The sequence below is a fragment of the Arthrobacter sp. YC-RL1 genome (genome assembly GCF_001454985.1).
GTDB lineage: Bacteria > Actinomycetota > Actinomycetes > Actinomycetales > Micrococcaceae > Glutamicibacter > Glutamicibacter soli.
Map to the genome: position 1 here is coordinate 335,136 of NZ_CP013297.1, position 24,893 is coordinate 360,028.

Below are 24,893 nucleotides of genomic sequence, written 5' to 3' on the forward strand. Positions count from 1 at the left end.
GACGCGAACCACCGTAACCTTGAAGAAAGCAAGGTGACGCTGGAAAGAGGTGGTCCCCATGGCCAAGAAAAAGAAGAAGCCGCAACGCAAGCAGGGGCATCCGGCGAAGGTCAACGCCAACGTGATGTCGCTGGCCCATGCAAAGGTCAAGCGGGGTCTCGACGCGCTGACGCCGGACTACGTGCGGTGGTACGAGCAGACCTACCAGGGCACCGGTGCGGTGGAAATGGATCTGATGGCGGTGCGCGATTCGCTGAGCTTCTACGCGGATCTCGTTGGTTTGGATTCGGTGACGGATTTCGATCCCCAGGCAATCGTGGCCATTGTCCACGGCTTGGTTGAGCGCGAGGAGCACCGCGAGGACCAGAAGCACCTCGGCATGATCCTGTCCGAGGCCTGGATTTCCTACAGCCTGTTCCTCGAGGAGTCCGGACTCTGGAAGCATCACGCCAGAGAGCTGGAGATGCTGCGCGACGGCCTGCACAGCACGCAGTTTTCGTTCAACGGGGGTCCTGGAATCGGCGGGATCTTCGAGGAAGAAGCCGAGCTGAGCACGGAAGAGCGCGAGGCTGCTGCGAAAGCGCAGTTCGATGCCATGCCGGTAGTCGCGCTCGGGCACGCGATGGCCGCGTGGGTTGCCCAATCGCCGGAACGCCGGTGGGACTCCAATGATCCGCAGCCTTTCATCCAGTCCGCCATGCAGGAGCTGGAAGCATCAATTCCCTCCGGAATTACCGGCGAACGCCGTGAGATCATCATGGGTTATGTCTTCATGAGCCTGGTTATGGCAGGGGTGCTGAGCCTCGATTTCGGCCAGCCGCAGCTCATGGAGAATGCCGAGGGATTCGCGACGGCCGAAGGTGACGTGGGCCTGGGTGCCACCTATCTGCTGGTGCGTTCGATGGTCCAGCTGCTGATCGCGACGCCGGAAGAAGGCAACGAGGAAGCCGACGAAGTTTGGGATCTGACGCTGGGCTGGCTTACCGCAGCCCAGGACGGCGAGCCCCATTTGGTGGCGGAAGATCGGTACCCGGACCGCAGCGAGGAAGTCTGGGCGAAGGCCCACGCACGAATGCGGGAAATGATTGATCTGGGAATCGTCGAATCCGGCGACTACTACACGGTGCCGCCCATGGTGCAGACCATTCTGGCAGACCTGGAAGACGAGGATCTGGGCCCCGAAGACGACGAGGAATCACTCTACGGCGACGCCGCGGACTGGGAGGAAGAAGAGCTGTTCCGCCCCGCACGCACCGAGCCGTATACCGGGAAGGTCCTGCAGCTGAAGCTCGGACTGCGGGATACCAAGCCGCCGATCTGGCGCCGGGTGCTGGTGCCCATGGACCTGCACCTCGGCGACCTGCATGACATCATCCAGGCCGCCTTCGACTGGGGCAACACCCACCTGCACATCTTCCGCACCGGACTCTACGACGGAACCAGCTACGGGGCGGACATCCCCGAGCTGGAAGTCGACGTCGATGAAACCGCGGCCCTGGTTTCGGAGGTGCTCAAGGCCGAGAAGGACAGGCTGGAGTACAGCTACGACTTCGGCGACGACTGGCGGGTGCGCATCGACGTGGAGAAGGTCCTCGACGGGGACGGGGAATTCCTGCCGCGGTGCACCGGAGGCCGGCGCTTCTCGCCGCTGGAGAACTCGGGCGGAACCGAGGGGTGGGACGCCAAAATGGACATCATCCGGGACGCTGGGCATCCGGAACACGAGGAAGTCCAGGAGTGGCTGGCCGACACGTATTTTGAGATCCCGGATCCTGCGGAGTTCACCATTGAATCGGTCAACGAACGGCTGATGGCGGAGTTCTAAGACTCCAAGCCGTCGTTGGCCCCGCAGCGCCCAACTTCCCTTGGGCCGCGTTGCGACCCGGTATTCAGGCCGGCAAAAGATCCCCTTGGACCTGCTGTCATGAAGGTCCAAGGGGATCTTTGGTTTTGGCGTCTACTGCTTGCGCTGGATGAACACCACGGTGTCTTCAAGGGTGGCCGGATTCCCATTCGGGTCGGTGATCTCGCGTTCGATGACTTCCGCCTGCAGGACGCTCCACTGATCGGAATCCAGCTGCAACGCTTCGAGCTCGGTATCCGGCTGCGGGAAGGCGGGAACCTCGCCATCGAAGGCCGGGGCAAAGGAAGGCCGTGCGGCATGGGACAGCGCCAGCAGATGCCCGCCGGGGGCCACCAGCTGCGCGGCCTTGCGCAGGATCTCAGCGCGCGCGAACTCGAACGGCGCCTGGAAGAAGCTCAGCGTCACCAGATCGAAGGTCTGGGAGGTGCTCCACTCGGACAGGTCCGCGGCGATGAAAGTGGCCCGCGGCTCGGTGAAGCCGTGCTTCGTAGCGTCCTGCCGGGCGCGTTCCACAGCGGTCGGGGAGATGTCGACGCCGGTGGCCTGCCATCCCCGCGATGCCATCCACATCACGTCGCCGCCCTCGCCGCTGCCCAGGTCCAGGGAGGTGCCCGGGGCCAACGGTGCGACCAGACGCTCAATGACCTGGTTGACCTTCCCTGACCAGACGCGCTCTGAACCGCCGTAGTGCTTCTCCCAGAACTCGACTCCGCGAAGCTCCTCGGTATCGTGATGGTGGTCCATGCCTGCATTCCCCTTAGTCCGTAGCCGATGGGTCGTCATCAACGATCCTAGGCGCAGGCGGCGGGCCGGGCGAGGCAGTTTGCGCCACCGGCAAAAACCCATACGTTGCCTACCGTGCGCTGACCTTTCCGAAGAGCCGGGCAATGGACGCCAGGATCATCGGCCGGCAGGCAGCCCAGGCGGCCGCGGTGGCCATGATGGCCACGGCGAACAGCCACAGACCGGTCCAATTGTCGGCGAACGCGGTCGGATCCGTGGAACCCTGGGCTGCGAACATGTGGTTCAGGTTGCGCAGGGCCCCAGTGGACAACACCAGCGCCACATGCACCACGATGAACAGCGCGAAGTAGAGCATGGTGGGGAAGTGCAGCGCGCGGGCCACTTCGATCGGATAGCGCTTGGTCAGCGCCGTCGCGTTCTTGGGCCAGAACGCGCTGAGGCGGAATCCGGTGGCGGCCGCCAGCGGCGCGGCGATGAATACCGTCGCGAAGTAGGCCAGCTGCTGCAACGCGTTGTAGTTCACCCAGCCGTTCTCCGTGGGCCAATCCAGCGTCATGTACTGCAGTGCGGCGGAGATGGCGTGCGGGAAAACTTCCCAGGAGGTCGGGATGATTCTCATCCAGTGCCCGGAAGCGAACAACAGGACCACGAACACCAGGCCGTTAACCAGCCAGAGCAGGTCCAGGCTCTGGTGCAGCCACAGGTTGATGCTCACCTTGGGGCTGCGTTTCGAGGACCAATAGGCAGGCGGTTTGCGCTGGTGCCGGACCTGCAACCCTGTACGGATGATCAAGACCATCAGGAACAGGTTGAAGAAGTGGTTCCAGGCCAGCCATCCCGGGATTCCCACGGGTGCCGACTCGGGCAGGTGGTATTCGCCCGGGTGGCGGGCGATGAAGCTGGAGATCGCGTCGAACCCGACGAACCAGCGGGCCAGCAGGACGACCGCGGTGGCCATGCCCAGTGCGCAGAAGGCGCCCAGCACCCCGGCCAGCACCCACTGCCTGGTGGTCAGCGGGCCGTGGCGCTTCGGCTCGGACTTCCTGGGTGCCGCCGTGGCAGCCGCGGCAGGCCTTGCTGGGGCAGTTGCCGGGGCGAGCGGCTTGCGCGGCTGTGGTGCCGCAGTCGGCTTGGCCGATGCGGCCGCCGCTGGGGCAGGCGCTGGCGCGGGCTCGGCAACCGAGGCTGCCGCCGCAACGGGCTGGGTCAACTTAGCCTGGGGTTCAGGTGCTTCGGGCTTCGCCACACGTGCCGCGGCAGGTTTGGTCGGCGTTGCCGGTGCGACGGGTTCCTGCGCAGCGGGGGCTGCGGGCTGTGCGGGTACAGTGCTCTTGGGGGCAGGAGTCGCCGGAACCGAGTGGGCCGGAGCGGCCGAGACCGGAGGCCATAGCTGGCCGCCGGGTGTCCGGGGCAGCCCGCGGCGTAGCTTCCCCGCCGGAGCGGATTCAGCGGCCGGATCGGCCGATGCCTGGACCTCAGGGGCAGATGGTTCGGAAGCTACCGTGCCAGCTGACGCGGCGACGGCCGGTTCTGCGGCGGGCGCGACTTCCGCCGGCAGGGAGGCAGCTTCGGTTGCATCGGCCAAACCGGCCGGCGCCACGGACCTTTCCGCCGGAGGCCAAGACTCCCCGCCCGGCACACGCGGCAGACCGCGACGCAGGGTGCCTGCTACTGCAGCCGCCGGGGAAGCGGACTGCACCGGTGGCGCAGGAGCCTCAACCACCGGATTCCCGGCCGCAGGACTGTCCACAGTGGAACTTTCGGCGGCGGGACCTTCGACAGCGGGAGCCGTGGCGGATGGCTGCGCGGCATCGAGCTGGCCGGGATCGGCAGGGAGCGCTTCGGAGGCCGCGGCCAGGAACTTGGCAGGAGGCCACGGTTCGCCGCCGGGAATGCGCGGCAGCCCCTGGCGCGGCAGACGAGTCGGGGTGCTCATGGCTACCGGCCCTTCGCGGCTTCCAGCGCCGCGATCAGCTGCGGAACCACCTTGAACACGTCGCCGACCACGCCGAAGTCGGCGATGTCGAAGATCGGTGCGTCGGCGTCCTTGTTGATGGCCACGATGGTCTTGGCGGTCTGCATCCCCGCCTTGTGCTGGATGGCCCCGGAAATTCCCAGCGCCACATACAGCTGCGGGGAGACCGAGACGCCGGTCTGGCCAACCTGCGCTGCATGGGGAACGAAGCCCGCATCCACTGCGGCGCGGGATGCGCCCACGGCGGCCCCCAATGCATCGGCCAGCTGCTCCACCAGCGCGAACTGCTCCGCGCTGCCCAGACCGCGGCCGCCGGAGACCACCCGGTCCGCAGAACGCAGTTCCGGGCGAGAGGAAGTCGACTCGATGGTCTCCAGGTTGGTGACCTCGATGTCCGGCTTGCCGCTGGCGGCGACCTCCAATGCGGTGGACTGCTCCGGCTGCGCGTCGGCGCGGGCCTCGATGCTGCCCACCCGCACGGTGATCACCGGAGCGCCGAAGGTTGGGGCGCTGGTGGTGGAGAAGCTTCCGCCGTAGATCGCATGCGATGCGACAACACCCTGGTCATCCCGGGAAACTCCGACGGCGTCGACGCTCAGCGAGGCCCGCGCGCGCACGGCGAAACGGGCCGCGACCTCGCGGCTGGAGTCGGTGTGGCCGGCCAGGACCGCCTGCGGCTGGACCAGAGCGGCGGCTGCCTGCAGGGCATCCACCAGCGGGACGGTCGGCCGGCCCTCCAACGGCACCGTCAGCACCTGGACGGCCCCGGAGGAGCTGGCCTGCGCCGCCAGCGCGGGCAGGGCCTGCGCCGGCCCGGACACCAGTGCCACGGGGGTTCCCACGGCCGCCGCGGCGCCCAGCAGCTCGGCATGGTTCTTGGCCAAGGCGGGACCCGGCGCGGTTTCCAGGAGAACGAGAATTGAATCGGTGGCAAAAGTTGTCATGAGTGTTCTCCGTTCACGCCAGGTTGTTCTTGACCAGGAAATCGGCCAGGGCGTTGCCCGCCTCGCCGTCATCGGTGATGACGGTGCCGGCCTCGCGTGGCGGCTTCTTGGCCACCGAGAGCATGATGGTCCTCGCTGTGTCCGCCGGCAGCGGGTCGATGCCCAGGTCCGCCAGGCCGAGGGCCTCGATCGGCTTCTTCTTGGCGGCCATGATGCCCTTGAAGTTCGGGAACCGCGCATCGGGCAGGGACTCGGTGATGGAGGCGATGGCCGGCAGGGGCACCTTGATCTGGGCGCGGACACCGTCGAATTCGCGGGATCCTTCCACAGCCTCCGGGCTGATCCGGACTTCGGAGAGTCCCGTGGCGGCCGGCAGGTCCAGCAGCTCGGCCAGCATGGCGGGAAGCACCCCGGCGGCGCCGTCGGTGGACATGTTGCCGGTCAGGACCAGATCGTAGTTCCCGCGGCGCAGCGCGGCGGCCAAGGTGTCTGCGGTGAGCAGGAGGTCGGCGCCGAGCAGCTGCTCGTCACTGATGTGCACTGCGGACGCTGCCCCCATGGCCAGGGCCTTGCGCAGGGTTGCCTGAGCGGAATCCGGGCCCATGGTCAGCACGGTGATCTCCGTTCCCGGGGTGCCGTCGGCGTACTTGAGCGCGACTTCCAGGGTGCGCTCGCCGATTTCATCGAGGACTGCCTCGGATGCCGCTCTGTCCGCCAAACCGGTTTCCAGATTCAGCAGCCGGTCCGCCCCCGTGTCGGGGACTTCCTTGATCAGAACAGCGATCTTCATCAATCTCTCCTCAGCTAATCGCCACGCGCTGCACGCAGCCCGGTGGTTGTCGGGCCGCTGTCGGGCGGTCGAGGATGCCGACCGCCAAATGAAGCATGTGTTGTAAAACACAATACTGATTAATGCCGCCTGGTGTCGGATTGCGGGTCGTGGTTCACCGTCATGTCATGGAAAAGGCGAGGTGAAGCGCGAATCGCCGGCAGGGGGAGGAGGGGCGCGCGGGGCTCGGAGCCGCTAGCTTCTTCAGGTCGCCGCGGAACGCTGTTCCAGCAGGGTGCGGATGCCGTCGAAGTGGTGTGCCATCAGCGCTTGGGCGGTCTGGACGTCCTTGGCGATGACCGCATCCAGGATGCGCCGGTGGCCGCGGGCGGTCTCGACCAGTATTTCCTGGTCGTGCGGGAAGTTGCTGATTGAATCGTGGATCGAGTGGTAGACGTCCCAGAAGACGCCCATCAGGTTGGAGAGCAGCCGGTTGTCCAGCGGTTCGAAGAGGATCTGGTGGAACTGGCGGTCCGCTTCGGTGAATCCCTCGCCGGCGGCGGCGTGCTGCTCCATCTGCTGCACGCAGTCGCCCAAGCGCTGCAGGTGGTTTTCGGTGGCGGAGGCGATGGCGATGCCGATCAGTCCGGTTTCCAGGGCTTGGCGCACGTCGACCAGTTCGCTGGCGCTCTGGCCGTTCTGGCGCAGCGACATCTGGCCGCGGAAGGACAGCGTGTCGTAGAGGGCGCTGAGATTTTCCTCGGCGACGAACATGCCGAAGCCGTGGCGGGTGTCGATGATGCCCTGAGCCTGGAGTACCTTGATCGCCTCGCGCAGGGAGTTGCGTCCGACGCCCAGCTCGGCCATGAGTTCCTGCTCGGTGGGCATGGGATCGCCCGGAGCCAGGTTGCGATCGAGAATGATCCCCGTGATGTCGTTCGTCAGAGCGCGAAGGCGAGATCTGGCGTCGGATCGCCGAGCGGCTGTACTCATATTTCGGGTTTCCTTTCCGGGGGCTTCGGTGCGGAATGTGATGCTGTTGACGAAATTGCGTGATTCCTATTACAGTCTAATCCATAGATCGGACATCCCACGTCCGACGAACAGACATTTTTCTCTCGGAGGTGGAAAACAATGCCGATCAAGGACGTGGCAAACAAATCCATGGAACGTCGAAATTTCCTCAAGATCAGCGGCATGATCGGTGCCGCGGCGGTCTTCTCGTCAACCCTCGCCGCCTGCTCCTCGGGCGACACCGGCACCAGCACCGGCGCTGATGCCAGCGGCGCGGCAGGATCCCTGGCGCTCACCGCCGGCATCTCCTACGCGCTGTCGACCGGCTTCGACCCGATGACCTCGTCGGGCGCGACCCCGTTCGCCGCCAACATGCACATCTTCGAAGGCCTGGTCGACCTCCACCCGGCAACCCGCGAGCCGTACCTGGCCCTCGCCGCGGCCGATCCGAAGCAGGTCAACGACACCACCTGGGAAGTCGAACTGCGCAAGGACGCGAAGTTCCACAACGGCGAGCCGGTGACCGTGGACGACGTGGTCTACTCCTTCGAGCGCGTGCTGGATGAGAAGAACGCTTCGCTGTTCGCCCAGTTCATCCCGTTCATCAAGTCGGTCAAGGCCAAGGGAGATTCCGCCGTGACCTTCACGCTGAACTACGCCTTCCCGCTGTTCCCGACCCGCATCTCCGTGGTCAAGGTCGTCCCGAAGGCCGTTGCCTCCAAAGATCAGGCAGGCTTCGACGCCAAGCCAATCGGCTCCGGCCCGTACAAGTTCGTCTCGGCGACCAAGGACGACAAGATCGAGTTCGCCAAGTTCGCTGACTACAACGGCAAGTACGCCGCCAAGGCCGACACCATGACCTGGTTCCTGCTCTCGGACGCCGCGGCCCGCGTGACCGCCATGGAGTCCGGCCGCGTCGCAGCCATCGAGGACGTGCCGTACCTGGACGTAGACCGCCTGAAGTCCAAGGTCAACGTCGAGTCCGTGCAGTCCTTCGGGCTGCTGTTCCTGATGTTCAACTGCGAGCAGAAGCCGTTCACCGACGTCCGCGTCCGCCAGGCCCTGCACTACGCGCTGGACACCGAATCGATCATCAAGACCGCGCTGCTGGGCAACGCCAAAGCCGCGACCTCCTACGTGCAGGACACCCATCCGCAGTACGTGAAAGCCGACACCGTCTACACCTACGACCAGGCCAAGGCCGAGTCGCTGCTCAAGGAAGCCGGCGTCACCTCGCTGAACTTCGAGCTGCTGACCACCGACACCTCCTGGGTCAAGGACATCGCCCCGCTGATGCTCGAATCCTGGAACAAGCTGCCGGGCGTCACCGTGACCATGCAGAACCTGCAGTCCGGCGCGCTGTACGCGGATAACGTGGACGCCGGCAAGTTCACCGTGGTGGCCGCCCCGGGCGACCCGTCGGTCTTCGGCAACGACCTGGACCTGCTGCTGTCCTGGTTCTACCGCGGCGACGTCTGGCCGAAGAACCGCTTCCGCTGGACCGGCACCGCCGAGTACAAGGAACTGCAGAAGAACCTGGACGCCGCGGTGAAGGCCAAGGACGAGGCCGGCGCCAAGGCCGCCTGGGCCAAGGCCATCAACCTGGTCGCCGCGCAGGTGCCGCTGTACCCGATCCTGCACCGCCAGTTGCCAACGGCCTGGGACTCGGCCAAGCTCGATGCCTTCCAGCCGCTGCCGACCACCGGAATCTCCTTCGTCGGAGTTGCACCGAAGGGCTAGCGCCTTCCTGCTTCGATGAAGGCCGCGTGCAGGGCGCCGCGTCCGGCCGCACCCGGGTGCGGCGCCCTGCACACCCGCCGAAATATTCTTCCCCAAAACCCAACGGAGTCATTGCGTGGGAAATTTCCTGAACTTGCTGCTGCGCCGCCTGGCGGCGCTGCCGGTGATGATCTTGGGCATCTCGCTGCTGGTGTTCATCATCCTCAAACTCGCCCCCGGCGATGAGGCGACCAGCGCGCTGGGCGAAGGCGCCAGCGCCGAGGCCAAAGAGGCCTACCGCGAGGAGCGCGGCCTGAACGACCCGCTATTCATCCAGTACTTCTCCTTCCTGGGCCGCCTGATCCGCTTGGACTTCGGCGTGACCACTCCGCCGGCCCAGCCGGTCTCCGAGATGATCGCCAAGGCGTTCCCGCTGACCCTGCAGCTGACCTTCCTGGGCGTCATCATCGCCGTGGTCATCTCCCTCATCTTCGGCGTCATCGGCGCGCTGTACCGCGACAAGTGGCCGGACCAGCTGGTGCGCATCTTCTCCATCGCGGCCATTGCCACCCCGTCCTTCTGGCTTGGCATCCTGCTGATCCAGTGGCTGGCCCTGGGTGAGAACCCGCTGTTCCCCTCCGGCGGCGCGGCCCCGGCCGGATCCGGTGCGGGAACCTGGCTGCAGCACATGGCGCTGCCGGCCCTCGCGCTGGCCATCCCGGTCTCCGCCTCGCTGATCCGCGTGGTGCGCACCTCGATGGTGGAGGAGCTGGACCGCGACTATGTCCGCACCGCCATCGGCAACGGAGTGCCGCGCAACGAGGTCATCAGCCGCAACGTGCTGCGCAATGCGCTGGTCACCCCGGTGACCGTGCTGGGCCTGCGCATCGGCTACCTGCTCGGCGGCGCGGTGGTCATCGAAATGATCTTCTCGCTGCCCGGCATGGGCCAGCTGATCATGAACGGCATCACCAACCAAGACACCAACCTGGTCCAGGGCGTGGTGCTGGCCATCGCGATCACCTTCGTGCTGGTGAACATCGTCGTCGACCTGCTCTACCTGCTGATCAACCCGCGTATTAGGACGGTGTAGCAAATGACCATCATGGCACCGCGCAACAAGCTCGTGGCGCGCCTGAGCGACTCGGGCGCACGCTTCAAGTCACTGACGCTGGGTTCGAAAATCGCCCTGGCCTTCCTGCTGGTCATCGGCATCATCGCGGTCATCGCGCCGCTGATCGCCCCGCACGACCCGCTGGCCACCGGAATCCCCGCCCAGCCGCCCAGCGCCGAGAACCCCGTCGGCACCGACCGTCTGGGCCGAGACATCTTCTCGCGCCTGCTCTACGGCGCCCAGTCCTCGCTGCTCGTGGGCCTCGGCTCGGTAGCGCTGGCCCTGCTGGCCGGCGGCCTGCTCGGCTCGCTGGCGGCCACCGGCTCCAAGTGGGCCAACGAGACCATCATGCGCATCATGGACATGCTCATGGCGTTCCCGGGCATCGCCCTGGCCGCCGCGCTGCTGGCTTCGCTGGGCAACACCCTGCCGGTCATCATCATCTCCATCGCCGTGATCTACACCCCGCAGATCGCCCGCGTGGTGCGCGCCAACGTGCTGGCCCAGTGGGGCGAGGACTACGTGCGCGCCGAACGCGTGATCGGCGCCGGACGCTTCTTCATCCTCATCACCCACGTGGTGCGCAACTGCGCCGCCCCCGTGCTGGTGTTCGCCACCGTGATGGTCGCCGACGCGATCATCCTCGAAGCCTCGCTCTCCTTCCTCGGAGCGGGCATCCAGGACCCGGCTCCGAGCTGGGGCAACGTGATCTCCTACGGCCGCACCCTGGTGCTCAACGGCGCCTGGTGGGCCACCACCTTCGCCGGTTTGACCATCCTGCTGACCGTGCTGGCGTTGAACATCCTGGCCGAAGGCATGACCGACGCGCTGGTCAACGTCAAGGGCTCGGCCAAGAAGAAGGCCGCCGGCGAGGAAAAGGCACAGGTCGCCAAGCAGGCAGCTGACACCGCCGAAGCCGAACGCCTGGAAGCCGAACTCGCCGCGCTGGCGGCCACCGAGGCCGCGCGCACCGACCGCCTGGTGCTCGACGCGTCCTCCGGGACCCCGCGCACCATCCTCGAGGTCAAGAACCTGTCCATCCGCTTCCCGCAACGCTACGAGGACACCCCGATCGTGCAGAACGTGTCATTCTCGGTGCGCGAGGGCGAGACCATGGCGCTGGTCGGGGAATCCGGCTGCGGCAAGTCCATCACCTCGCTGGCCATCATGGGCCTGCTGGGCCCCAGCGCCAAGTTGTCGGGCTCCATCACCTTCGAGGGCCGCGAGCTGCTGCCGGCCACCGCCGACGGCGGAACCCTGGCCGGGGACGACAAGGTCTACAAGGGCCTGCGCGGCGAGCAGATCGCCATGGTCTACCAGGATGCGCTGTCTAGCCTGAACCCCTCGATGCTCGTGGGCGACCAGCTGCGCCAGCTGACCCGCCGCGGCGGGCGCAAGAGCCCCGAGGAGCTGCTGACCCTGGTGAAGCTGGATGCGGCGCGGACCATGAAGTCCTACCCGCACGAGCTCTCCGGCGGACAGCGCCAGCGTGTGCTGATCGCCATGGCCCTCTCGCGCAGCCCCAAGCTGGTGGTCTGCGACGAGCCGACCACCGCGCTGGACGTCACCGTGCAGAAGCAGGTCGTGGACCTGCTCAACGAGCTGCGCGAGCAGCTGGGCTTCGCGATGGTCTTCGTCTCCCACGACCTGGCCCTGGTGGCCTCGCTGGCGCACCGTGTCACCGTAATGTACGCCGGACAGGTGGTCGAATCCGGGCCGATCAGCGACGTGCTGATCGCCCCGCACCATGAATACACCCGCGGCCTGCTTGGCGCGGTGCTCTCCATCGAATCGCAGGCCGACCGCCTGCACCAGATCCCCGGCACCGTCCCCAGCCCGTACGACTTCGCCGACGGCGACCGCTTTGCCGAGCGCTCCCAGCGCCCGGATGCCGACCCGGATGCGCACCTGGCCTTCGTGCCGGTGTCCGCCGGCAGCGAGCACCGCTGGGCAAGCCACCGCGGCGCGGGCGACACCCCGGTTGCAGAACAGTCAGGAGCAGCGCGATGAGTAACACCGTGCAGAGTCCGGTCATCGAACTCAAGGACATCCACGTGCACCACAAGATCCGCGGCGGCAAGCTCTTCTCGCCGCGGCTGGTCAAGGCAGTGAACGGCGTGGACTTCACGGTTAGCCGCGGCGAGACCGTGGGCATCGTGGGCGAGTCCGGCTGCGGCAAGTCCACCCTGGCCTCCGTGCTGGTCGGCCTGCAGGAGCCAACCAGCGGCACCGTCCTGTTCCAGGGCGAGCCGGTGGGCCGGCGCAACGCCGCCGCGCGCAAGAGCTTCGGACGCTCGGTCGGCGTGGTCTTCCAGGACCCGGCCACCGCGCTGAACCCGCGCATGAGCATCATGGACACGCTCACCGATCCGCTGCGCGTGCACGGCATCGGCACCGCGGCCAGCCGCCGGGCCAAGGCCCTGGAGCTGCTCTCCGTGGTGGGCCTGCCGCCCTCGGCCGCCTCCGCGCTGCCCAGCCAGGTCTCCGGCGGCCAGCGCCAGCGTGTGGCCATCGCCCGCTCGCTGGCCCTTGAGCCCGAAGTCATCGTCGCGGACGAGCCGACCAGCGCGCTGGACGTCTCAGTGCGCGCACAGGTGCTGAATCTGCTCACCGACCTGAAAGCGCAGCTGAACCTGGGCATGGTGTTCATCTCCCACGACATCCAGACCGTGCGCTACGTTTCGGACCGCATCTGCGTGATGAACGCCGGGCAGATCGTGGAAGAGGGCGACGCGGCGCAGGTCTTCGACACCCCGTCCAACGACTACACCCGCACCCTGCTCGGCGCCGCCCCCGCGCTGCTGGAGCACTAGCCGCCGGCATCCTTGCGGGCACAGAAGAATTCGACCCGGCGTCCGCCGGATCATCAGTAGAAAGAACAAGTTTCGTGGCATTTGCGAACAACCCCAAGTACACCGGCGTCATCCCGCCGGTAGTCACCCCGCGCACCGCCGAGGGCGCCATCGACGTGCCGGGCCTGCGCTCGGTCGTGGAGCACCTGGTTACCGGGGGAGTGACCGGCCTGTTCGTGCTCGGCTCCTCCGGCGAGGTCCCCTACATGACCAACGCCGAACGCGAGCTGGCGGTCTCCACCATCGCCGAGGCCAACAACGGCCGCGTGCCGCTGATCGTCGGCGCCAACGAGCAGACCACGCAGCGCGTCATCGAGGAAGGCCGCCGCATGATCGAGCTCGGCGCCCAGGCGCTGGTGGTCACCACCCCGTACTACGCGCTGTCCAACGCCGCGGAGATCGAGGCGCACTTCCGCATCATCCACGCAGCCCTGGACATCGACATCTTCGCCTACGACGTGCCGGTGCGCACCCACGTGAAGCTGCCGCTGGACGTGGCGATCCGCCTGGCCACCGACGGGGTCATTGCCGGCGTCAAGGATTCCTCGGGCGATGACGTCTCCTTCCGCCAGCTGCTGCTGGCCACCAGCCACATCGAGGGATTCTCCGTCTTCACCGGCCACGAGGTCGTCGTCGACGGCGCGCTGCTCGGCGGCGCGCACGGTGTGGTTCCGGGCCTGGGCAACGTGGATCCGGCCGGCTACCGCCGCTTGTTCGACGCCGCCGTGGCCGGCGACTGGGCGCAGGCCGCCAAGGAGCAGGACCGCCTGGCCCGCGTCTTCGACATCGTCTACACCCCTGATTCCTCCCGCGTCTCCGGCGGCGCCGCAGGCCTGGGCGCCTTCAAGACCGCCCTGGTGGAGATGGGCGTCATCGCCGGCAACACCATGAGCGCGCCGATGGCCGACCTGAACGACTCCGAGGCCGCCGCCATCCGCGAAATCCTGGCCGAGACCGGCTTGCTGGGCGCCAAGTAGGTCCGCCCGGAATGCAGCACAACCCCCGCGGCGCCGGTGCGGTGATCGCCCTGGACCTGGGCGGCACCAAGATCGCCGGCGCCGTCATGGACCCGCAAGCCGGCATCCTAGTCTCGAGCGGACTGCCCACCCCTGCCACGCAGGGCGCCGACGCGGTGCTCGACGCCATGGCCAAACTGGTCGCCGACCTGCGATCCCGGGCCCGGTGCGGCATCGACGGCCTGGGCCTGGGCGCGGCCGGGGTCATCGACCCGGCCACCGCCCGCGTGCTCTCGGCCACCGACACCATCTCCGGCTGGGCGGGCACCGACCTTGCCGGCCAGATGTTCCAGCGCACGGGTCTTGAGACCCGTGCGGTCAACGACGTGCACGCGCACGGGCTGGGCGAAGCCCGGTTCGGCGCGGGCCGCGGCGCCCGCGAGGTGCTGCTGCTGGCCGTGGGTACCGGCATCGGCGGCTCCCACCTCATTGACGGGCAGGCGCACACCGGCGCCCACCGCGTGGCCGGGCACATGGGCCACATCGACTCCCCGCTAGCCGCAGGGATCCCGTGCTCCTGCGGACGCACCGGGCACCTGGAAGCCATCGCCGCCGGGCCTGCCATCCACCGCCACTACCTGCGGCTGGGCGGAAACCCGGAGGCTGTCGATACCCGCGCGGTGGCAAAGCTGGCCGAATCCGGCGACAAACTTGCGGTGACGGCGCTGCGCACCGGGGCCCTGGCCGCGGGCAGGGCCGCTGGATCGCTGGCGAACATCCTGGACCCCGAGCTGGTCATCATCTCCGGCGGCATGGCGCACGCCGGGCCCGCCTGGTGGCAGTGGCTGCGCGAAGGCTACGCGGCTTGCGCGATCGACTCGCTGCAGGGCACGCAGCTGGTGCCCGCGCAGCTGGGCACTACCGCGGCGTTCTACGGCGCCGCCAGCCTGTTCTGGACCCCTGAAAGGACAACTCCCTGATGCTGCTGACCCCAGCCCAACTTGAAAGCCTGCGGGGCAAACTCATCGTTTCCGCGCAGGCCTACCCCGGCGAGCCCATGCGGCTGCCGCAGACCATGGCTCAGGTGGCCGCCTCGGCGGTCATCGGCGGCGCGGCCGCGGTGCGCGTGCAGGGGCTCGCGGACATCCAGTTTACCCGTTCCGCGGTGGAAGTCCCGGTCATCGGCCTGTTCAAGGACGGCCACGAGGGCGTGTTCATCACGCCCACCGTGCACCATGCGCTGGCCGTGGCGCAGGCCGGGGCGCACATCGTGGCGCTGGACGGCACCCGCCGCGAACGCCCCGATAGCAAGAGTCTGGAGCAGACCATCCGCGCCGTGCACCAGGACAGCGGCGCGCTGGTCATGGCCGACTGCGGCTCGCTGGGCGACGCGCTGGCCGCGGCAGAGGCCGGAGCCGACCTGATCGGCACCACGTTGGCCGGCTACACCGGCGAACGCGCGAAGACCGACGGGCCGGACCTGGAACTGATCGGGCAGATCGCCGCGGCCGGGCTGGAGCGCCCGCTGGTGGCCGAAGGCCGCATCCACACCCCCGCGCAGGCCCGCGCGGCCGTTGACGCCGGCGCCTTCGCGGTGGTCGTGGGCACCGCCATCACGCATCCGGCGACCATCACCTCCTGGTTCGGGGACGCACTGGCGGCCGACTGACCGGGCCAACAACGCGTTTCCAGCAAACCTATCCGCGCGCTGCGCCGAGACCTTCGGCGCAGCGCGCGGATAGTCGTGCTAAGTGAATATATCGATTTTGACTAGTCTTTAAATATTCAAAATGTTGATAATTTAACTACCAAACGTAACGCGCACCACATAAGCTGGGTATGACATCCCACGTCGTACATCCGATGAAATACGGAACCCCCATTTCACCCCGAGTGAGAGGAACCAGCTCCCGATGAAATTTCCTGATCGTCATCGCCGCCGATCCATTGCCCTGGCCGTGGCAGTCTCGTTGGCGGTACCGCTGTCGCTGATGCCCGCCGCCAATGCCGCGGGATCGCTCAGCGACGCAGACCCTACCGCGGCGCCCGGCCAGTTCGCCGAGGCCAACCTCGCGCAGGATCGCACCGACGCGAACTTCTTCTACCGCATCCCCGCCCTGGTCCACCTGGGTGACGGCGTCGTGCTGGCCTCCTGGGACGCGCGCCCGGGCAGCGCGGCCGATGCGCCCAACCCCAACTCCATCGTCCAGCGCCGCAGCGTCGACAATGGCAAGTCCTGGGGTCCCATGACCACCGTGGCCGCTGGCTTCCCCGGCAGCGCCACCGAAGGCAAATACGGCTACTCGGATCCGAGCTACGTGTTCGACGAGGAATCCGGCAAGGTCTTCAACTTCTTCGTCTACTCCAAGGACCAGGGCTTCCACGGCAGCACCTGGGGCCATGATGACGGCAATCGTCAGGTGATCAGCGCAGCCGTGGTCGAATCCACGGACGGCGGCGAGACCTGGAGCGCTCCGCGGTTGATCACCGACGTGGCCAAACCAGGGGATGGGCCGGTGCCCGGCGCGGTGCGCAGCACCTTCGCCACCTCGGGCGCCGGCATCCAGGTCACCCGCGGAGACTACAAGGGCCGGCTGATCCAGCAGTACGCCGGCGACGTGGTGCAGGCCAACGGCTCGCAGACCTACCAGGCGTACTCCGTGTACTCGGACGACCACGGGGCCACCTGGCAGCGCGGCGAGTTCACCGGAACCTCCATGGACGAAAACAAGGTTGTCGAGCTCTCCGACGGCAGGATCATGCTCAACTCGCGGGACTCGGCGGGCGGCGGCTTCCGCAAGGTCGCCATCTCCGAGGACGGCGGGCACAGCTACTCCGCCGTGGTCCAGGACCGCCAGCTGCCGGATCCGACCAACAACGCGCACCTGACCAAGATGTTCCCGGAGGCCCAGGCCGGCAGCGACGACGCCAGGAAACTGCTGTACACCGGCGCCAACTCGCAGACCGGCCGCGAAAACGTCTCGGCCCGGGTGTCCTGCGACGACGGCAAGACCTGGCCGGGACTGCGCACCATCCGGCGCGGATTCTCCGCCTATTCGGTGGCAACCGCCATGGATGACGGCCGGTACGGCGTCTTCTACGAGGGCAGCTACACCAACTCCATGGACTTCGCCTCCATCGACGAGGACTGGCTGAACTACGTGTGCGCTCCGATGTCCGCCCCGAAGTTCACCGCCGACGCCGGACAGACTGCCGCCATGGACGTCACGATCACCAACCAGGAAAACCACCCGGTGGGCGGCACCCTGCAGGTGCAGGGCAACAGCCAGGTCTCCTCCGGGCAGCTGTCCATCGACCCGATCCCGGCCAAGGAGCAGCGCACGGTCCAGCTTCCGGTCACCGCCACCGCGGTGGCCAACGGACGCCAGCAGCTGCAGCTGCAGTTCACCGACTCCAGCGGCAAGATGTCCCAGGCCCTCGTGGACGCGGAGATCACCGGCAAGGAAGTGACCGGCCTGGACATCAAGGGCCAACGCGCCGATGCAGGCCGCGACCTCGCCGCGTCCCCGTACCAGACGGGGGAGAAGCTGCCGTACACGTTCACCGTGAAGAATGCCGGCAACGTCAACCAGTGGGTGGTCCCGACCGAGGGCAACTTCGCGCCGTTCGCGGCCCGGCCCGTCGGGCAGCCGAGCGATGCGGGCAACTGCCGCTACTCGAATCTCGCGGCCGGCGCGTCCTACAGTTGCGCCACCCCGCGCCACACGGTGACCGAGGCCGACCTCTCCGACGGCTTCTTCGTCCCGAAGACCACGTGGACCGCCGGCAAGCTCAACGACTACACCACGGTGCTCAACGACTACGTGATCACCGCAGACGAGGTCGACGTGCTGGAACGGCGCCCGGCGCTGGCCGCCGAGGCCGCCGACCCGGTGGTCAACGACCTGGACGCCGACGGCTACGCGTCTGCCGGCGACACCGTCACCTACACGGCGAGCGTGCACAACAACGGCAACGTCCGGCTGACCAGCCTGCATGGCGCCAGCTGGGAGGCTCAGGAGCTTGCCGCAGGCGAGCGCGCCACGGTGGAGATTACCCGTACGCTGAGCACCTCGGATATCGAAGCGGGCTTGCTGGAAGCCGGAACCGAAACCCTGGAAGGAGCCAACGGCTTGCGCCTGGCCACGGCGGAGCTGAAGCTGCCCGCGCTGCAGCTGAACGTGGCACCGAAGGACGACGCGACCGTCAAGCCTGGCAAGGCCGTGCTGTCCGATGACAACGGGCACGACACCGGCCTGAAGGACGGCGATTTCACCGTCACCATGAACCTGTGGTCCGGGTCCAACGCCTCGCAGTTCATCCTGTTGGAAGGCGGCCGGGAGATCGCCCGCAAGAACCTGGTTCCCGCCTCTCCTGCGGCGCAGCAGGCCCGGGTGGGGATCGAAGGTAGGAAGAACGGCACCTACGAATACCAGGGTGTGCTGGTGAATGCGGCAGGAAGCACCAAGACCGCGGTGCTCAAGGTCAAGGTCACGGACGCGAACCCCGGCACCCCGGTGCTCAGCGCCAAGGCGGGATCCTCGCGAGGGGAGCTGACGCTGACCACCGACATGTGGTGGGGCACCAATGCCACGAGCTACCAGCTGTTCGAGAACGGAAAGCTGGTCGACTCGCAGGAACTGGTCGCCGCAACCCCCGCGGCCCAGCGTGTGGTGACCGTTCTCAGCGACCGCAAGCCCGGGACCTACGAGTATCAGGTGAAGCTGGGTAATGACGCCGGCGAATCGAGCAGCAAGATTCGCAGCGTGCGCGTGAAGTAGCAAAACGTCGGGGCCCATCCATGGTGAACATGGATGGGCCCCGACTTCGTGTTCCGGCCTATTTGGCCAGCAGGGCTTCGCGGACTGCGACCTCGAAGGCGCGGACATGCTCGGCCGCCAGTTCGGAGGCTTCGCGCTCATCGCCATCGATGATGGCCGCGAGCAATTGCAGGTGTTCCTTGATATGGACGTTCAAATGCGGCAACTGGTCCGCCACAGTGCACCAGATCCGCGTGCCCAGGTTGTTATAGCGGATCAGTGAATCCTCAAGATGCGGGTTGCCGCAGGCGCGGTAGATGCTGCGGTGCACCCGGGAATCGAAGGTGAGCAGCTCCTTGATGGATCCCGAGTCCCCATCCAGAGTCTCGATATCCCGAGCGACCTCGCGCAGCGTCTCCCGGGTGGCATCGGTGGCGACTCGTGCTGCGCGGGCCGCTGCCATAGGCTCAAGGACCTGTCGGATCTCCGAAATGTAGGCGAGATCGCTGATCTCCACACGCGTGGCAAAGGTGCCGCGCTTGGGATAGCTGACCACGAGCTTGTCCAGTTCGAGGCGTTTGAGCGCCTCGCGCAGCGGGGTGCGGCCGATCTCCAGCTCCGCCATCAAGGCTTCCTCGCGAATCGGATCCCCGGGAACAATGTCCAGGGTCAATAATTTCTGGCAAAGCTGCCCATAGGCGAATTCCGCTAGTGACGTGCCCGGTTGGCGGGTTGCGGCGGTGGTGGTTTCGCCCATCCTGAAATCTCCCTCAGTCCATCTGAAAAAAGTCTTGACCAACAAATTTTATGTGATTTAGACTACTTCACAATCCTAATATATTAGTTGGATACTTTTCGCGTACTTCGAATGAGAGTTGCCATGAGCCCCCTGAACCTGACAGTACAAGATTCCGCATCCGTCGCCGAGCTGCCAGCCGGGCTCGATACGGAATTCGTGCTCACCGCTTCCTGCCTGGACCAGGTGGGAATCGTCGCCGGAGTGGCCGAATTCCTCTCCTCCCGGGGGTTCAACATCAAGGAACACCAACAGTTCGACAACCGCGGCGCCGGGCGAGTCCATATCCGCACGGCCTTCACCACGCCGCAGCCCATCAACCGCGATGCGCTCCAGCAGGAGTTCTCTGCCGTAGCCCAGCGGTTCTCCATGACGTACCAGCTCAACGGCTCCAAGCCGACCCGGCTGCTGCTGATGGTTTCCAAGAGCGGGCATTGCCTCAACGACCTCATCTTCCGCTGGCGCCAGGGAAACCTGAATGCAGAGATCGCGTTGGTGGTCTCCAACCATGACGATCTTCGACAGATGGCAGAGGGTGCGGGAATTCCCTATATCCACGTACCGCTGTCCAAGGACAGCAAGCCCCAGTCCGAAGCCCGGCTGCTGGAGCTGATCGAGCAGTACGACATCGACCTGGTGGTCTTGGCCCGCTACATGCAGATCTTCTCGGACGAGCTCACCGCCAAGCTCGAAGGCCGGGCCATCAACATCCACCATTCCTTCCTTCCCGGCTTCAAGGGCGCCCGCCCTTACCAGCAGGCCCACGACCGGGGCGTGAAGATGATCGGCGCGACCGCCCACTACGTCACCGCGGATCTAGACGAGGGCCCGATCATCGAGCAGGAAGTGATCCGCGTGGACCACACCCATGACGCCCGTGCCCTCGCGCAGGTGGGGCAGACCGCCGAATCCCAGGCGCTGTCCCGTGCAGTGAAATGGCACTGCGAAAACCGCGTCATGCTCGACGGTTCCAGCACCGTCGTTTTCCGTTAGCCAGCACCCTCAGAACCTCGTAGACCAACAGGAGAAATCGTGTCCACTCAGCAGCACATCGTCATCATCGGCGCAGGCATTGTCGGCACCAACTTGGCCGACGAACTCGTCCAGCGCGGCCACACCAACATCACCGTGCTGGAGCAGGGTCCGCTGGACCTGCCCGGAGGCTCCACGTCCCATGCACCGGGCCTGGTCTTCCAGACCAACCCTTCGCGCTCCATGACCAAATTCGCCACCTACACCGCGCGGAAGCTCGCAGCCCTGGACTGCTTCAACCCAGTGGGCGGCTTGGAGGTCGCCACCACCGAAACGCGTCTGCGCGACTTGCGCCGCCGCCACGGCTACGCCAAGTCCGCCGGACTGGAAGCGCAGCTGCTCAGCGCCGAGCAATGCCTGGAAATGTATCCGCTGCTTAATGGCCAACTGGTGCTCGGCGGGCTGTACCTGCCCGGCGACGGGCTGGCCCTGGCCGCGAAGGCAGTGCAGAAGCTCGTCGCCAGCACTTCCGAAGCCGGGGTGGCCTACCGCGACCGCACCGAGGTCATCGGCATCGAGCAGGAGAACGGCAGGGTTACCGGCGTCTGGCTGGGAGAGGAATTCCTGGCCGCCGACATCGTGGTCTCCTGCGCGGGCTTCTGGGGAGTGGAAGTGGGCAAATTCCTGGACATCTCCGTTCCGCTGCTACCGCTGGCACACCAGTACGTAAAGACCACCAAGGTCAAGGGTCTTGAAGGACGCAACGAGCAGCCCAACGGCGCCAGCCTGCCGATCCTGCGCCACCAAGACCAGGACCTCTACTTCCGCGAGCACGGGGACAGCTACGGCATCGGTTCCTACGCCCACAAGCCCATGCCCTCCCCGGTGGACGCGCTGCCCAAGATCAAGGCCGAGGACTACACATCGCAGCGCATGCCCTCCAGCCTGGACTTCACCATGGAGGACTTCCTGCCTGCATGGGAAGCGTCCAAGGGAATCCTGCCGGACCTGGCCGAAACCGACATCGCCCACGGATTCAACGGCATCTTCTCCTTCACCCCGGACGGCGGCTCGCTGGTCGGGCAGTCGCCCAAGGTCCAGGGCTTCTACTTGGCCGAGGCCGTCTGGGTGACCCACTCCGCGGGCATCGCCCGTGCGGTGGCCGAGCTGATCGTGGACGGGCGCAGCTCCATCGAACTGGGCGAAGCGGATGTCAACCGCTTCGAGGACATCCAGCTGGCCCCGAGTTTCGTCAGCGAAACCTCGCAGCAGAACTTCGTGGAGATCTACGATGTGCGCCATCCGCTGGAACCCCGACTGGCCCTGCGCGACCTGCGCGTTTCTCCGTTCCATGCCCGCCAGCGCGAACAGCGTGCATTCTTCCTGGAGGGCGGCGGCTGGGAACGCCCGTACTGGTACGAATCAAACGCCGTCTACCTCAAGGACCTGCCCGAGCAATGGCAGGACCCGCAGCGAGACACCTGGGCGGCCAAGTTCCATTCGCCCATCGCGGCCGTGGAAGCCTGGAAGACCCGCACCGCGGTGGCAATGTACGATATGACGCCGCTCAAGCGCTTTGAAATCTCCGGTCCGGGCGCCGCGGCGTTGCTGCACCGCCTGAGCACCGGTAATGCCAAGAAGTCAGTCGGCTCGGTCACCTACACCCTGCTGTTGGACGAAGCCGGCGGCATCCGCAGCGACATCACCATCGCCCGACTGGAGGAAGACCTCTTCCAGGTAGGCGCGAACGGCAACATCGACCTCGCCTACTTCACCGTGGAAGCCAAGGCCCAGAACGAAGGGCGAATCCCGGGCGGCTGGGTCCAGATCCGCGACATCACCGGCGGCACCTGCTGCATAGGCTTGTGGGGCCCGCACGCCCGTAAGGTCATCGAGAAGCTCTCCGACGACGACTTCAGCAACGAGGGCCTGAAGTATTTCCGCTTGGCCAAGGCCCACATCGCTGGCGTACCGGTCAGCGCCTGGCGCCTGTCCTACGTGGGCGAGCTCGGCTGGGAAATCTACACCACGGCGGACAACGGCCAACGCCTGTGGGATGTGCTCTTTGAAGCGGGCCGGGAGTTCGGCATCATTCCCGCCGGCCGTGCGGCCTTCGCCTCGCTGCGGCTGGAGAAGGGCTACCGTTCCTGGGGCGCCGACATGACCACCGAGCACAACCCGTATGAAGCGGGACTGGACTTCGCCATCGCCAAGAAGAAGGAAGAGGACTTCGTGGGCAAGGCAGCGCTGCAGCGGATCGCCCAGCAGCCGGTGACCCGGAAGCTGCGCTGCCTGGTCGTCAACACCCCGCACGAGGTCGTCTTGGGCAAGGAGCCGGTGTACGCCGGGGAAGAAGTCGTAGGTTACGTCACCAGCGCCGCCTACGGCTACACGATCGGCCGTCCGATTGCCTACTCCTACCTGCCGGCGTCCTTCGACTTCGGCGACACGGTGCACATCGACTACTTCGGCCAGCGCATCGCCGCCACCGTGACCGAAGACCCGCTGTACGATCCGCAGATGAAGCGCTTGCGCGGCATTCAGGAAGCCCCGGCAACCGACGCCAAGGTCTCGGTGTAGCGGACAGATGATTGCCCGTCTCACCATAGAGGACTACTTGCACCGGCTCGCCTCCCGGGAACCAACTCCCGGGGGCGGGGCCGCCGCAGGGCTGCACCTGGCCCAGGCGGCGGCCCTGCTGGGCATGGTTGCGCGCTTCACCACCGGGCAACGCTACCGGGAGGTCGAATCCCGCGCCGAGGGTATCGCCGAGGCCTCCGACCGCCTGCGCGAACGCTCCATCCAGCTCGCCGAACGCGACGAACTGGTGTTCGCCGCGGTGATCAGCGCCTACCGGCTGCCCCGGGAAGATCCGGAACAGCAGCAGGAGCGCACCCGTTCCATCGAGCAGGCCACCATCCTGGCCGCCGATCCGCAGCTTGACGTCCTGGATATCGGCACGCAGATCATTTCCCTGGCCGAACAGCTGCTGGAATTCGGCAACCAAATGGTGCTCAGCGACGTGGCGGCTTCGGCCGACGCGGCCCGTGCCGGGCTCGGAACCGCCGTCGTGACCATGGAAATCAATGCCCGATCGCTGCACACCACTGAGGTCGTGGAACGGCTCGGCGCAGCCGTACAGCAAGCCGAACAGGCTATGTGCCGCGCCGACCGGATCTCGGCAGCCGTCCGCAAGGCGCTGGCCGCATGAGCGCCAAGATGCTCCACGGACTGCCGGTAGCCCGTGCGCTGCGCGAACGAACCGGACGCAACGTCGCCCGGCTCCGCGCGGAGGGCGTCGAGCCGCGAGTCGCCGTCGTGGTGGCCACCGACAACGAATCCACCGGGTGGTACGTGAGGTCCATCGCCCAGCAAGCGGCCAAGGCCTCGATCCGGTGCGACGTGCTCGACCTGGGACCGCATGCGGAACCGGGGGAACTGGCCCAGACGCTGCGCGGACTCGCCGCTGACGAAGAAGTGCACGGGATCATCCTGCAGACCCCGCTGCCTGCCGGCGTGGACGTGGGCGAGCTGGTGGCCCTGATCCCGCCGGTCAAGGATCTCGACGGTGCGAACCCGCTCAGCTTCGGGCGCCTGTCCGCCGGGCTGCCGGCTTTTGCGGCCGCCACGGCGCAGGCGGTGATCGAGGTGCTGGACCACTACGAAGTGCCGTTGTCAGGAGAGCATGCGGTGGTTGTCGGGCGTTCCATGGTGGTGGGCAAGCCGCTGGCGCAGCTGCTGCTGCACCGCGATGCAACCGTGAGCGTGTGCCATTCGCAGACGCCGCAACTGGCCGAGCACACTCTCAGGGCCTCCGTGGTCGTGGCCGCCGCCGGCCGGGCCGGGCTGCTGGACGGCGGGAACGTGCGGTCAGGCAGCGTCGTGGTGGATGTCGGCACCAACGTGGATCGGCAGGGCAACCTGATAGGCGATGTAGAGTCCAGCAGCGTGCAGGGTATCGCCAGGGCCCTGACCCCGGTTCCCGGAGGGGTGGGCACCGTGACCACTGCGCTGCTGTTGCTGCGCACCACGCGAGCGGCGCTTGAAAGCGTCGTGGAGCGCCAATGATTTCCCGCCAGCGCGAAGTGGCACCTGGCCGCCGCTGAAACGGACGTTCTTTCCGCAGCACACCGGTTGCGGGAAGCGCGTCCGTGTCAGCGTGCGGTGCGCCGGGCAGGAAGCGCGAAAGACCGTTGAGATCTCCTTGGAAGGCGCAGATCGAGGCGGTCTTTTTCGCGCGCCTGCGAGGCAAGGTGGAGTGCGAGGGTGCGGCGCTTCGCCCGTGCCGGCGCACCGATGAGGGACGGGGCGTCACTGGATCCAACGGCGGTGGAAAACAGGAAGCTCCACCGCCTCCTCGGAGAAAGACCCGCCATGTCCCGGCAAATCGGCCGCGGCAAACTCTCCGCCGCCA

General features: G+C 66.6%; 19 protein-coding genes. 13 read left to right on the top strand and 6 right to left on the bottom strand.

The window, feature by feature from the left end; all coding sequences use genetic code 11:
* The first annotated feature begins 58 nt into the window (after positions 1-58).
* Positions 59-1,825, top strand: coding sequence for a plasmid pRiA4b ORF-3 family protein (locus tag ATC04_RS01565; RefSeq protein WP_052772540.1), 1,767 nt, complete (start codon positions 59-61; stop codon positions 1,823-1,825).
* Between the two features lie 132 nt (positions 1,826-1,957).
* On the opposite strand, the gene ATC04_RS01570 is transcribed toward ATC04_RS01565, so the two are convergent.
* From ATC04_RS01570 to ATC04_RS01590, 5 genes are all read right to left on the bottom strand, one after another.
* On the bottom strand, positions 1,958-2,608 hold the full coding sequence (locus ATC04_RS01570) for a class I SAM-dependent methyltransferase (protein WP_047120416.1): 651 nt from the start codon (positions 2,606-2,608) through the stop codon (positions 1,958-1,960).
* 109 nt (positions 2,609-2,717) lie between these two features.
* A complete protein-coding gene (locus tag ATC04_RS01575) occupies positions 2,718-4,544 on the bottom strand; it encodes a cytochrome b/b6 domain-containing protein (protein WP_082124022.1) in 1,827 nt (608 codons plus the stop codon).
* Between the two features lie 2 nt (positions 4,545-4,546).
* The gene (locus tag ATC04_RS01580; protein WP_047120415.1) at positions 4,547-5,527 is read right to left on the bottom strand and encodes an electron transfer flavoprotein subunit alpha/FixB family protein; all 981 of its coding nucleotides are present in this window, start codon (positions 5,525-5,527) and stop codon (positions 4,547-4,549) included.
* A gap of 13 nt (positions 5,528-5,540) precedes the next feature.
* On the bottom strand, positions 5,541-6,317 hold the full coding sequence (locus ATC04_RS01585) for an electron transfer flavoprotein subunit beta/FixA family protein (protein ID WP_047120414.1): 777 nt from the start codon (positions 6,315-6,317) through the stop codon (positions 5,541-5,543).
* A 243-nt stretch (positions 6,318-6,560) separates the two neighbouring features.
* Positions 6,561-7,289: a FadR/GntR family transcriptional regulator gene (locus tag ATC04_RS01590; RefSeq protein ID WP_047120413.1), complete on the bottom strand. Its 729-nt coding sequence runs from the start codon at positions 7,287-7,289 to the stop codon at positions 6,561-6,563.
* A gap of 141 nt (positions 7,290-7,430) precedes the next feature.
* Between ATC04_RS01590 and ATC04_RS01595 the strand changes: the two genes are divergently transcribed.
* The 8 genes from ATC04_RS01595 to ATC04_RS01630 all read left to right on the top strand — a co-directional run bounded on the left by ATC04_RS01595 (position 7,431) and on the right by ATC04_RS01630 (position 18,732).
* Positions 7,431-9,050, top strand: coding sequence for an ABC transporter substrate-binding protein (locus ATC04_RS01595; RefSeq protein ID WP_047120412.1), 1,620 nt, complete (start codon positions 7,431-7,433; stop codon positions 9,048-9,050).
* 115 nt (positions 9,051-9,165) lie between these two features.
* Complete coding sequence (locus ATC04_RS01600; RefSeq protein WP_183043247.1) at positions 9,166-10,122, top strand: ABC transporter permease; 957 nt, start codon at positions 9,166-9,168, stop codon at positions 10,120-10,122.
* A 12-nt stretch (positions 10,123-10,134) separates the two neighbouring features.
* Positions 10,135-12,153, top strand: a complete 2,019-nt coding sequence (locus ATC04_RS01605) for a dipeptide/oligopeptide/nickel ABC transporter permease/ATP-binding protein (protein ID WP_047120990.1) — start codon at positions 10,135-10,137, stop codon at positions 12,151-12,153.
* A complete protein-coding gene (locus ATC04_RS01610) occupies positions 12,150-12,956 on the top strand; it encodes an ABC transporter ATP-binding protein (RefSeq protein ID WP_047120411.1) in 807 nt (268 codons plus the stop codon). Before ATC04_RS01605 ends, ATC04_RS01610 begins: the two co-directional genes overlap by 4 nt.
* 74 nt (positions 12,957-13,030) lie before the next feature.
* A complete protein-coding gene (locus ATC04_RS01615; protein WP_047120410.1) occupies positions 13,031-13,972 on the top strand; it encodes a dihydrodipicolinate synthase family protein in 942 nt (313 codons plus the stop codon).
* 11 nt (positions 13,973-13,983) lie between these two features.
* On the top strand, positions 13,984-14,931 hold the full coding sequence (locus ATC04_RS01620; protein ID WP_047120409.1) for an ROK family protein: 948 nt from the start codon (positions 13,984-13,986) through the stop codon (positions 14,929-14,931).
* Positions 14,931-15,620, top strand: a complete 690-nt coding sequence (locus ATC04_RS01625; protein WP_047120408.1) for an N-acetylmannosamine-6-phosphate 2-epimerase — start codon at positions 14,931-14,933, stop codon at positions 15,618-15,620. Before ATC04_RS01620 ends, ATC04_RS01625 begins: the two co-directional genes overlap by 1 nt.
* A 244-nt stretch (positions 15,621-15,864) precedes the next feature.
* Positions 15,865-18,732: an exo-alpha-sialidase gene (locus tag ATC04_RS01630; RefSeq protein ID WP_052772539.1), complete on the top strand. Its 2,868-nt coding sequence runs from the start codon at positions 15,865-15,867 to the stop codon at positions 18,730-18,732.
* A 58-nt stretch (positions 18,733-18,790) separates the two neighbouring features.
* Here the strand turns inward: ATC04_RS01630 and ATC04_RS01635 are convergent, their stop codons facing one another.
* Positions 18,791-19,468 carry a GntR family transcriptional regulator gene (locus tag ATC04_RS01635; protein ID WP_047120407.1) on the bottom strand — a complete coding sequence of 226 codons (678 nt, stop codon included), beginning with the start codon at positions 19,466-19,468 and terminating at the stop codon, positions 18,791-18,793.
* Between the two features lie 123 nt (positions 19,469-19,591).
* Here ATC04_RS01635 and purU point away from each other — a divergent pair, with 123 nt between their 5' ends.
* Genes purU through ATC04_RS01655 form a run of 4 tightly spaced genes read left to right on the top strand, consistent with a single transcriptional unit; the run spans position 19,592 to position 24,547 of the window.
* Positions 19,592-20,500 (top strand): formyltetrahydrofolate deformylase, encoded by a 909-nt coding sequence (purU, locus tag ATC04_RS01640; RefSeq protein WP_082124021.1) that lies wholly within the window; start codon positions 19,592-19,594, stop codon positions 20,498-20,500.
* Between the two features lie 39 nt (positions 20,501-20,539).
* Entirely contained in the window at positions 20,540-23,059 is a 2,520-nt protein-coding gene (locus tag ATC04_RS01645; RefSeq protein WP_047120406.1) for an FAD-dependent oxidoreductase, read from the top strand.
* A gap of 7 nt (positions 23,060-23,066) precedes the next feature.
* Positions 23,067-23,690: a cyclodeaminase/cyclohydrolase family protein gene (locus ATC04_RS01650; protein WP_047120405.1), complete on the top strand. Its 624-nt coding sequence runs from the start codon at positions 23,067-23,069 to the stop codon at positions 23,688-23,690.
* Complete coding sequence (locus ATC04_RS01655) at positions 23,687-24,547, top strand: bifunctional 5,10-methylenetetrahydrofolate dehydrogenase/5,10-methenyltetrahydrofolate cyclohydrolase (RefSeq protein WP_047120404.1); 861 nt, start codon at positions 23,687-23,689, stop codon at positions 24,545-24,547. Before ATC04_RS01650 ends, ATC04_RS01655 begins: the two co-directional genes overlap by 4 nt.
* Positions 24,548-24,893 lie beyond the last annotated feature (346 nt).

Bases quoted from the DNA above. Each gene is read 5' to 3' on its own strand.
- ATC04_RS01565 (WP_052772540.1), top strand. From the start codon at position 59: ATGGCCAAGAAAAAGAAGAAGCCGCAACGCAAGCAGGGGCATCCGGCG.
- ATC04_RS01570 (WP_047120416.1), bottom strand. From the start codon at position 2,608: ATGGACCACCATCACGATACCGAGGAGCTTCGCGGAGTCGAGTTCTGG.
- ATC04_RS01575 (WP_082124022.1), bottom strand. From the start codon at position 4,544: ATGAGCACCCCGACTCGTCTGCCGCGCCAGGGGCTGCCGCGCATTCCC.
- ATC04_RS01580 (WP_047120415.1), bottom strand. From the start codon at position 5,527: ATGACAACTTTTGCCACCGATTCAATTCTCGTTCTCCTGGAAACCGCG.
- ATC04_RS01585 (WP_047120414.1), bottom strand. From the start codon at position 6,317: ATGAAGATCGCTGTTCTGATCAAGGAAGTCCCCGACACGGGGGCGGAC.
- ATC04_RS01590 (WP_047120413.1), bottom strand. From the start codon at position 7,289: ATGAGTACAGCCGCTCGGCGATCCGACGCCAGATCTCGCCTTCGCGCT.
- ATC04_RS01595 (WP_047120412.1), top strand. From the start codon at position 7,431: ATGCCGATCAAGGACGTGGCAAACAAATCCATGGAACGTCGAAATTTC.
- ATC04_RS01605 (WP_047120990.1), top strand. From the start codon at position 10,135: ATGGCACCGCGCAACAAGCTCGTGGCGCGCCTGAGCGACTCGGGCGCA.
- ATC04_RS01610 (WP_047120411.1), top strand. From the start codon at position 12,150: ATGAGTAACACCGTGCAGAGTCCGGTCATCGAACTCAAGGACATCCAC.
- ATC04_RS01620 (WP_047120409.1), top strand. From the start codon at position 13,984: ATGCAGCACAACCCCCGCGGCGCCGGTGCGGTGATCGCCCTGGACCTG.
- ATC04_RS01625 (WP_047120408.1), top strand. From the start codon at position 14,931: ATGCTGCTGACCCCAGCCCAACTTGAAAGCCTGCGGGGCAAACTCATC.
- ATC04_RS01630 (WP_052772539.1), top strand. From the start codon at position 15,865: ATGAAATTTCCTGATCGTCATCGCCGCCGATCCATTGCCCTGGCCGTG.
- ATC04_RS01635 (WP_047120407.1), bottom strand. From the start codon at position 19,468: ATGGGCGAAACCACCACCGCCGCAACCCGCCAACCGGGCACGTCACTA.
- purU (WP_082124021.1), top strand. From the start codon at position 19,592: ATGAGCCCCCTGAACCTGACAGTACAAGATTCCGCATCCGTCGCCGAG.
- ATC04_RS01650 (WP_047120405.1), top strand. From the start codon at position 23,067: ATGATTGCCCGTCTCACCATAGAGGACTACTTGCACCGGCTCGCCTCC.
- ATC04_RS01655 (WP_047120404.1), top strand. From the start codon at position 23,687: ATGAGCGCCAAGATGCTCCACGGACTGCCGGTAGCCCGTGCGCTGCGC.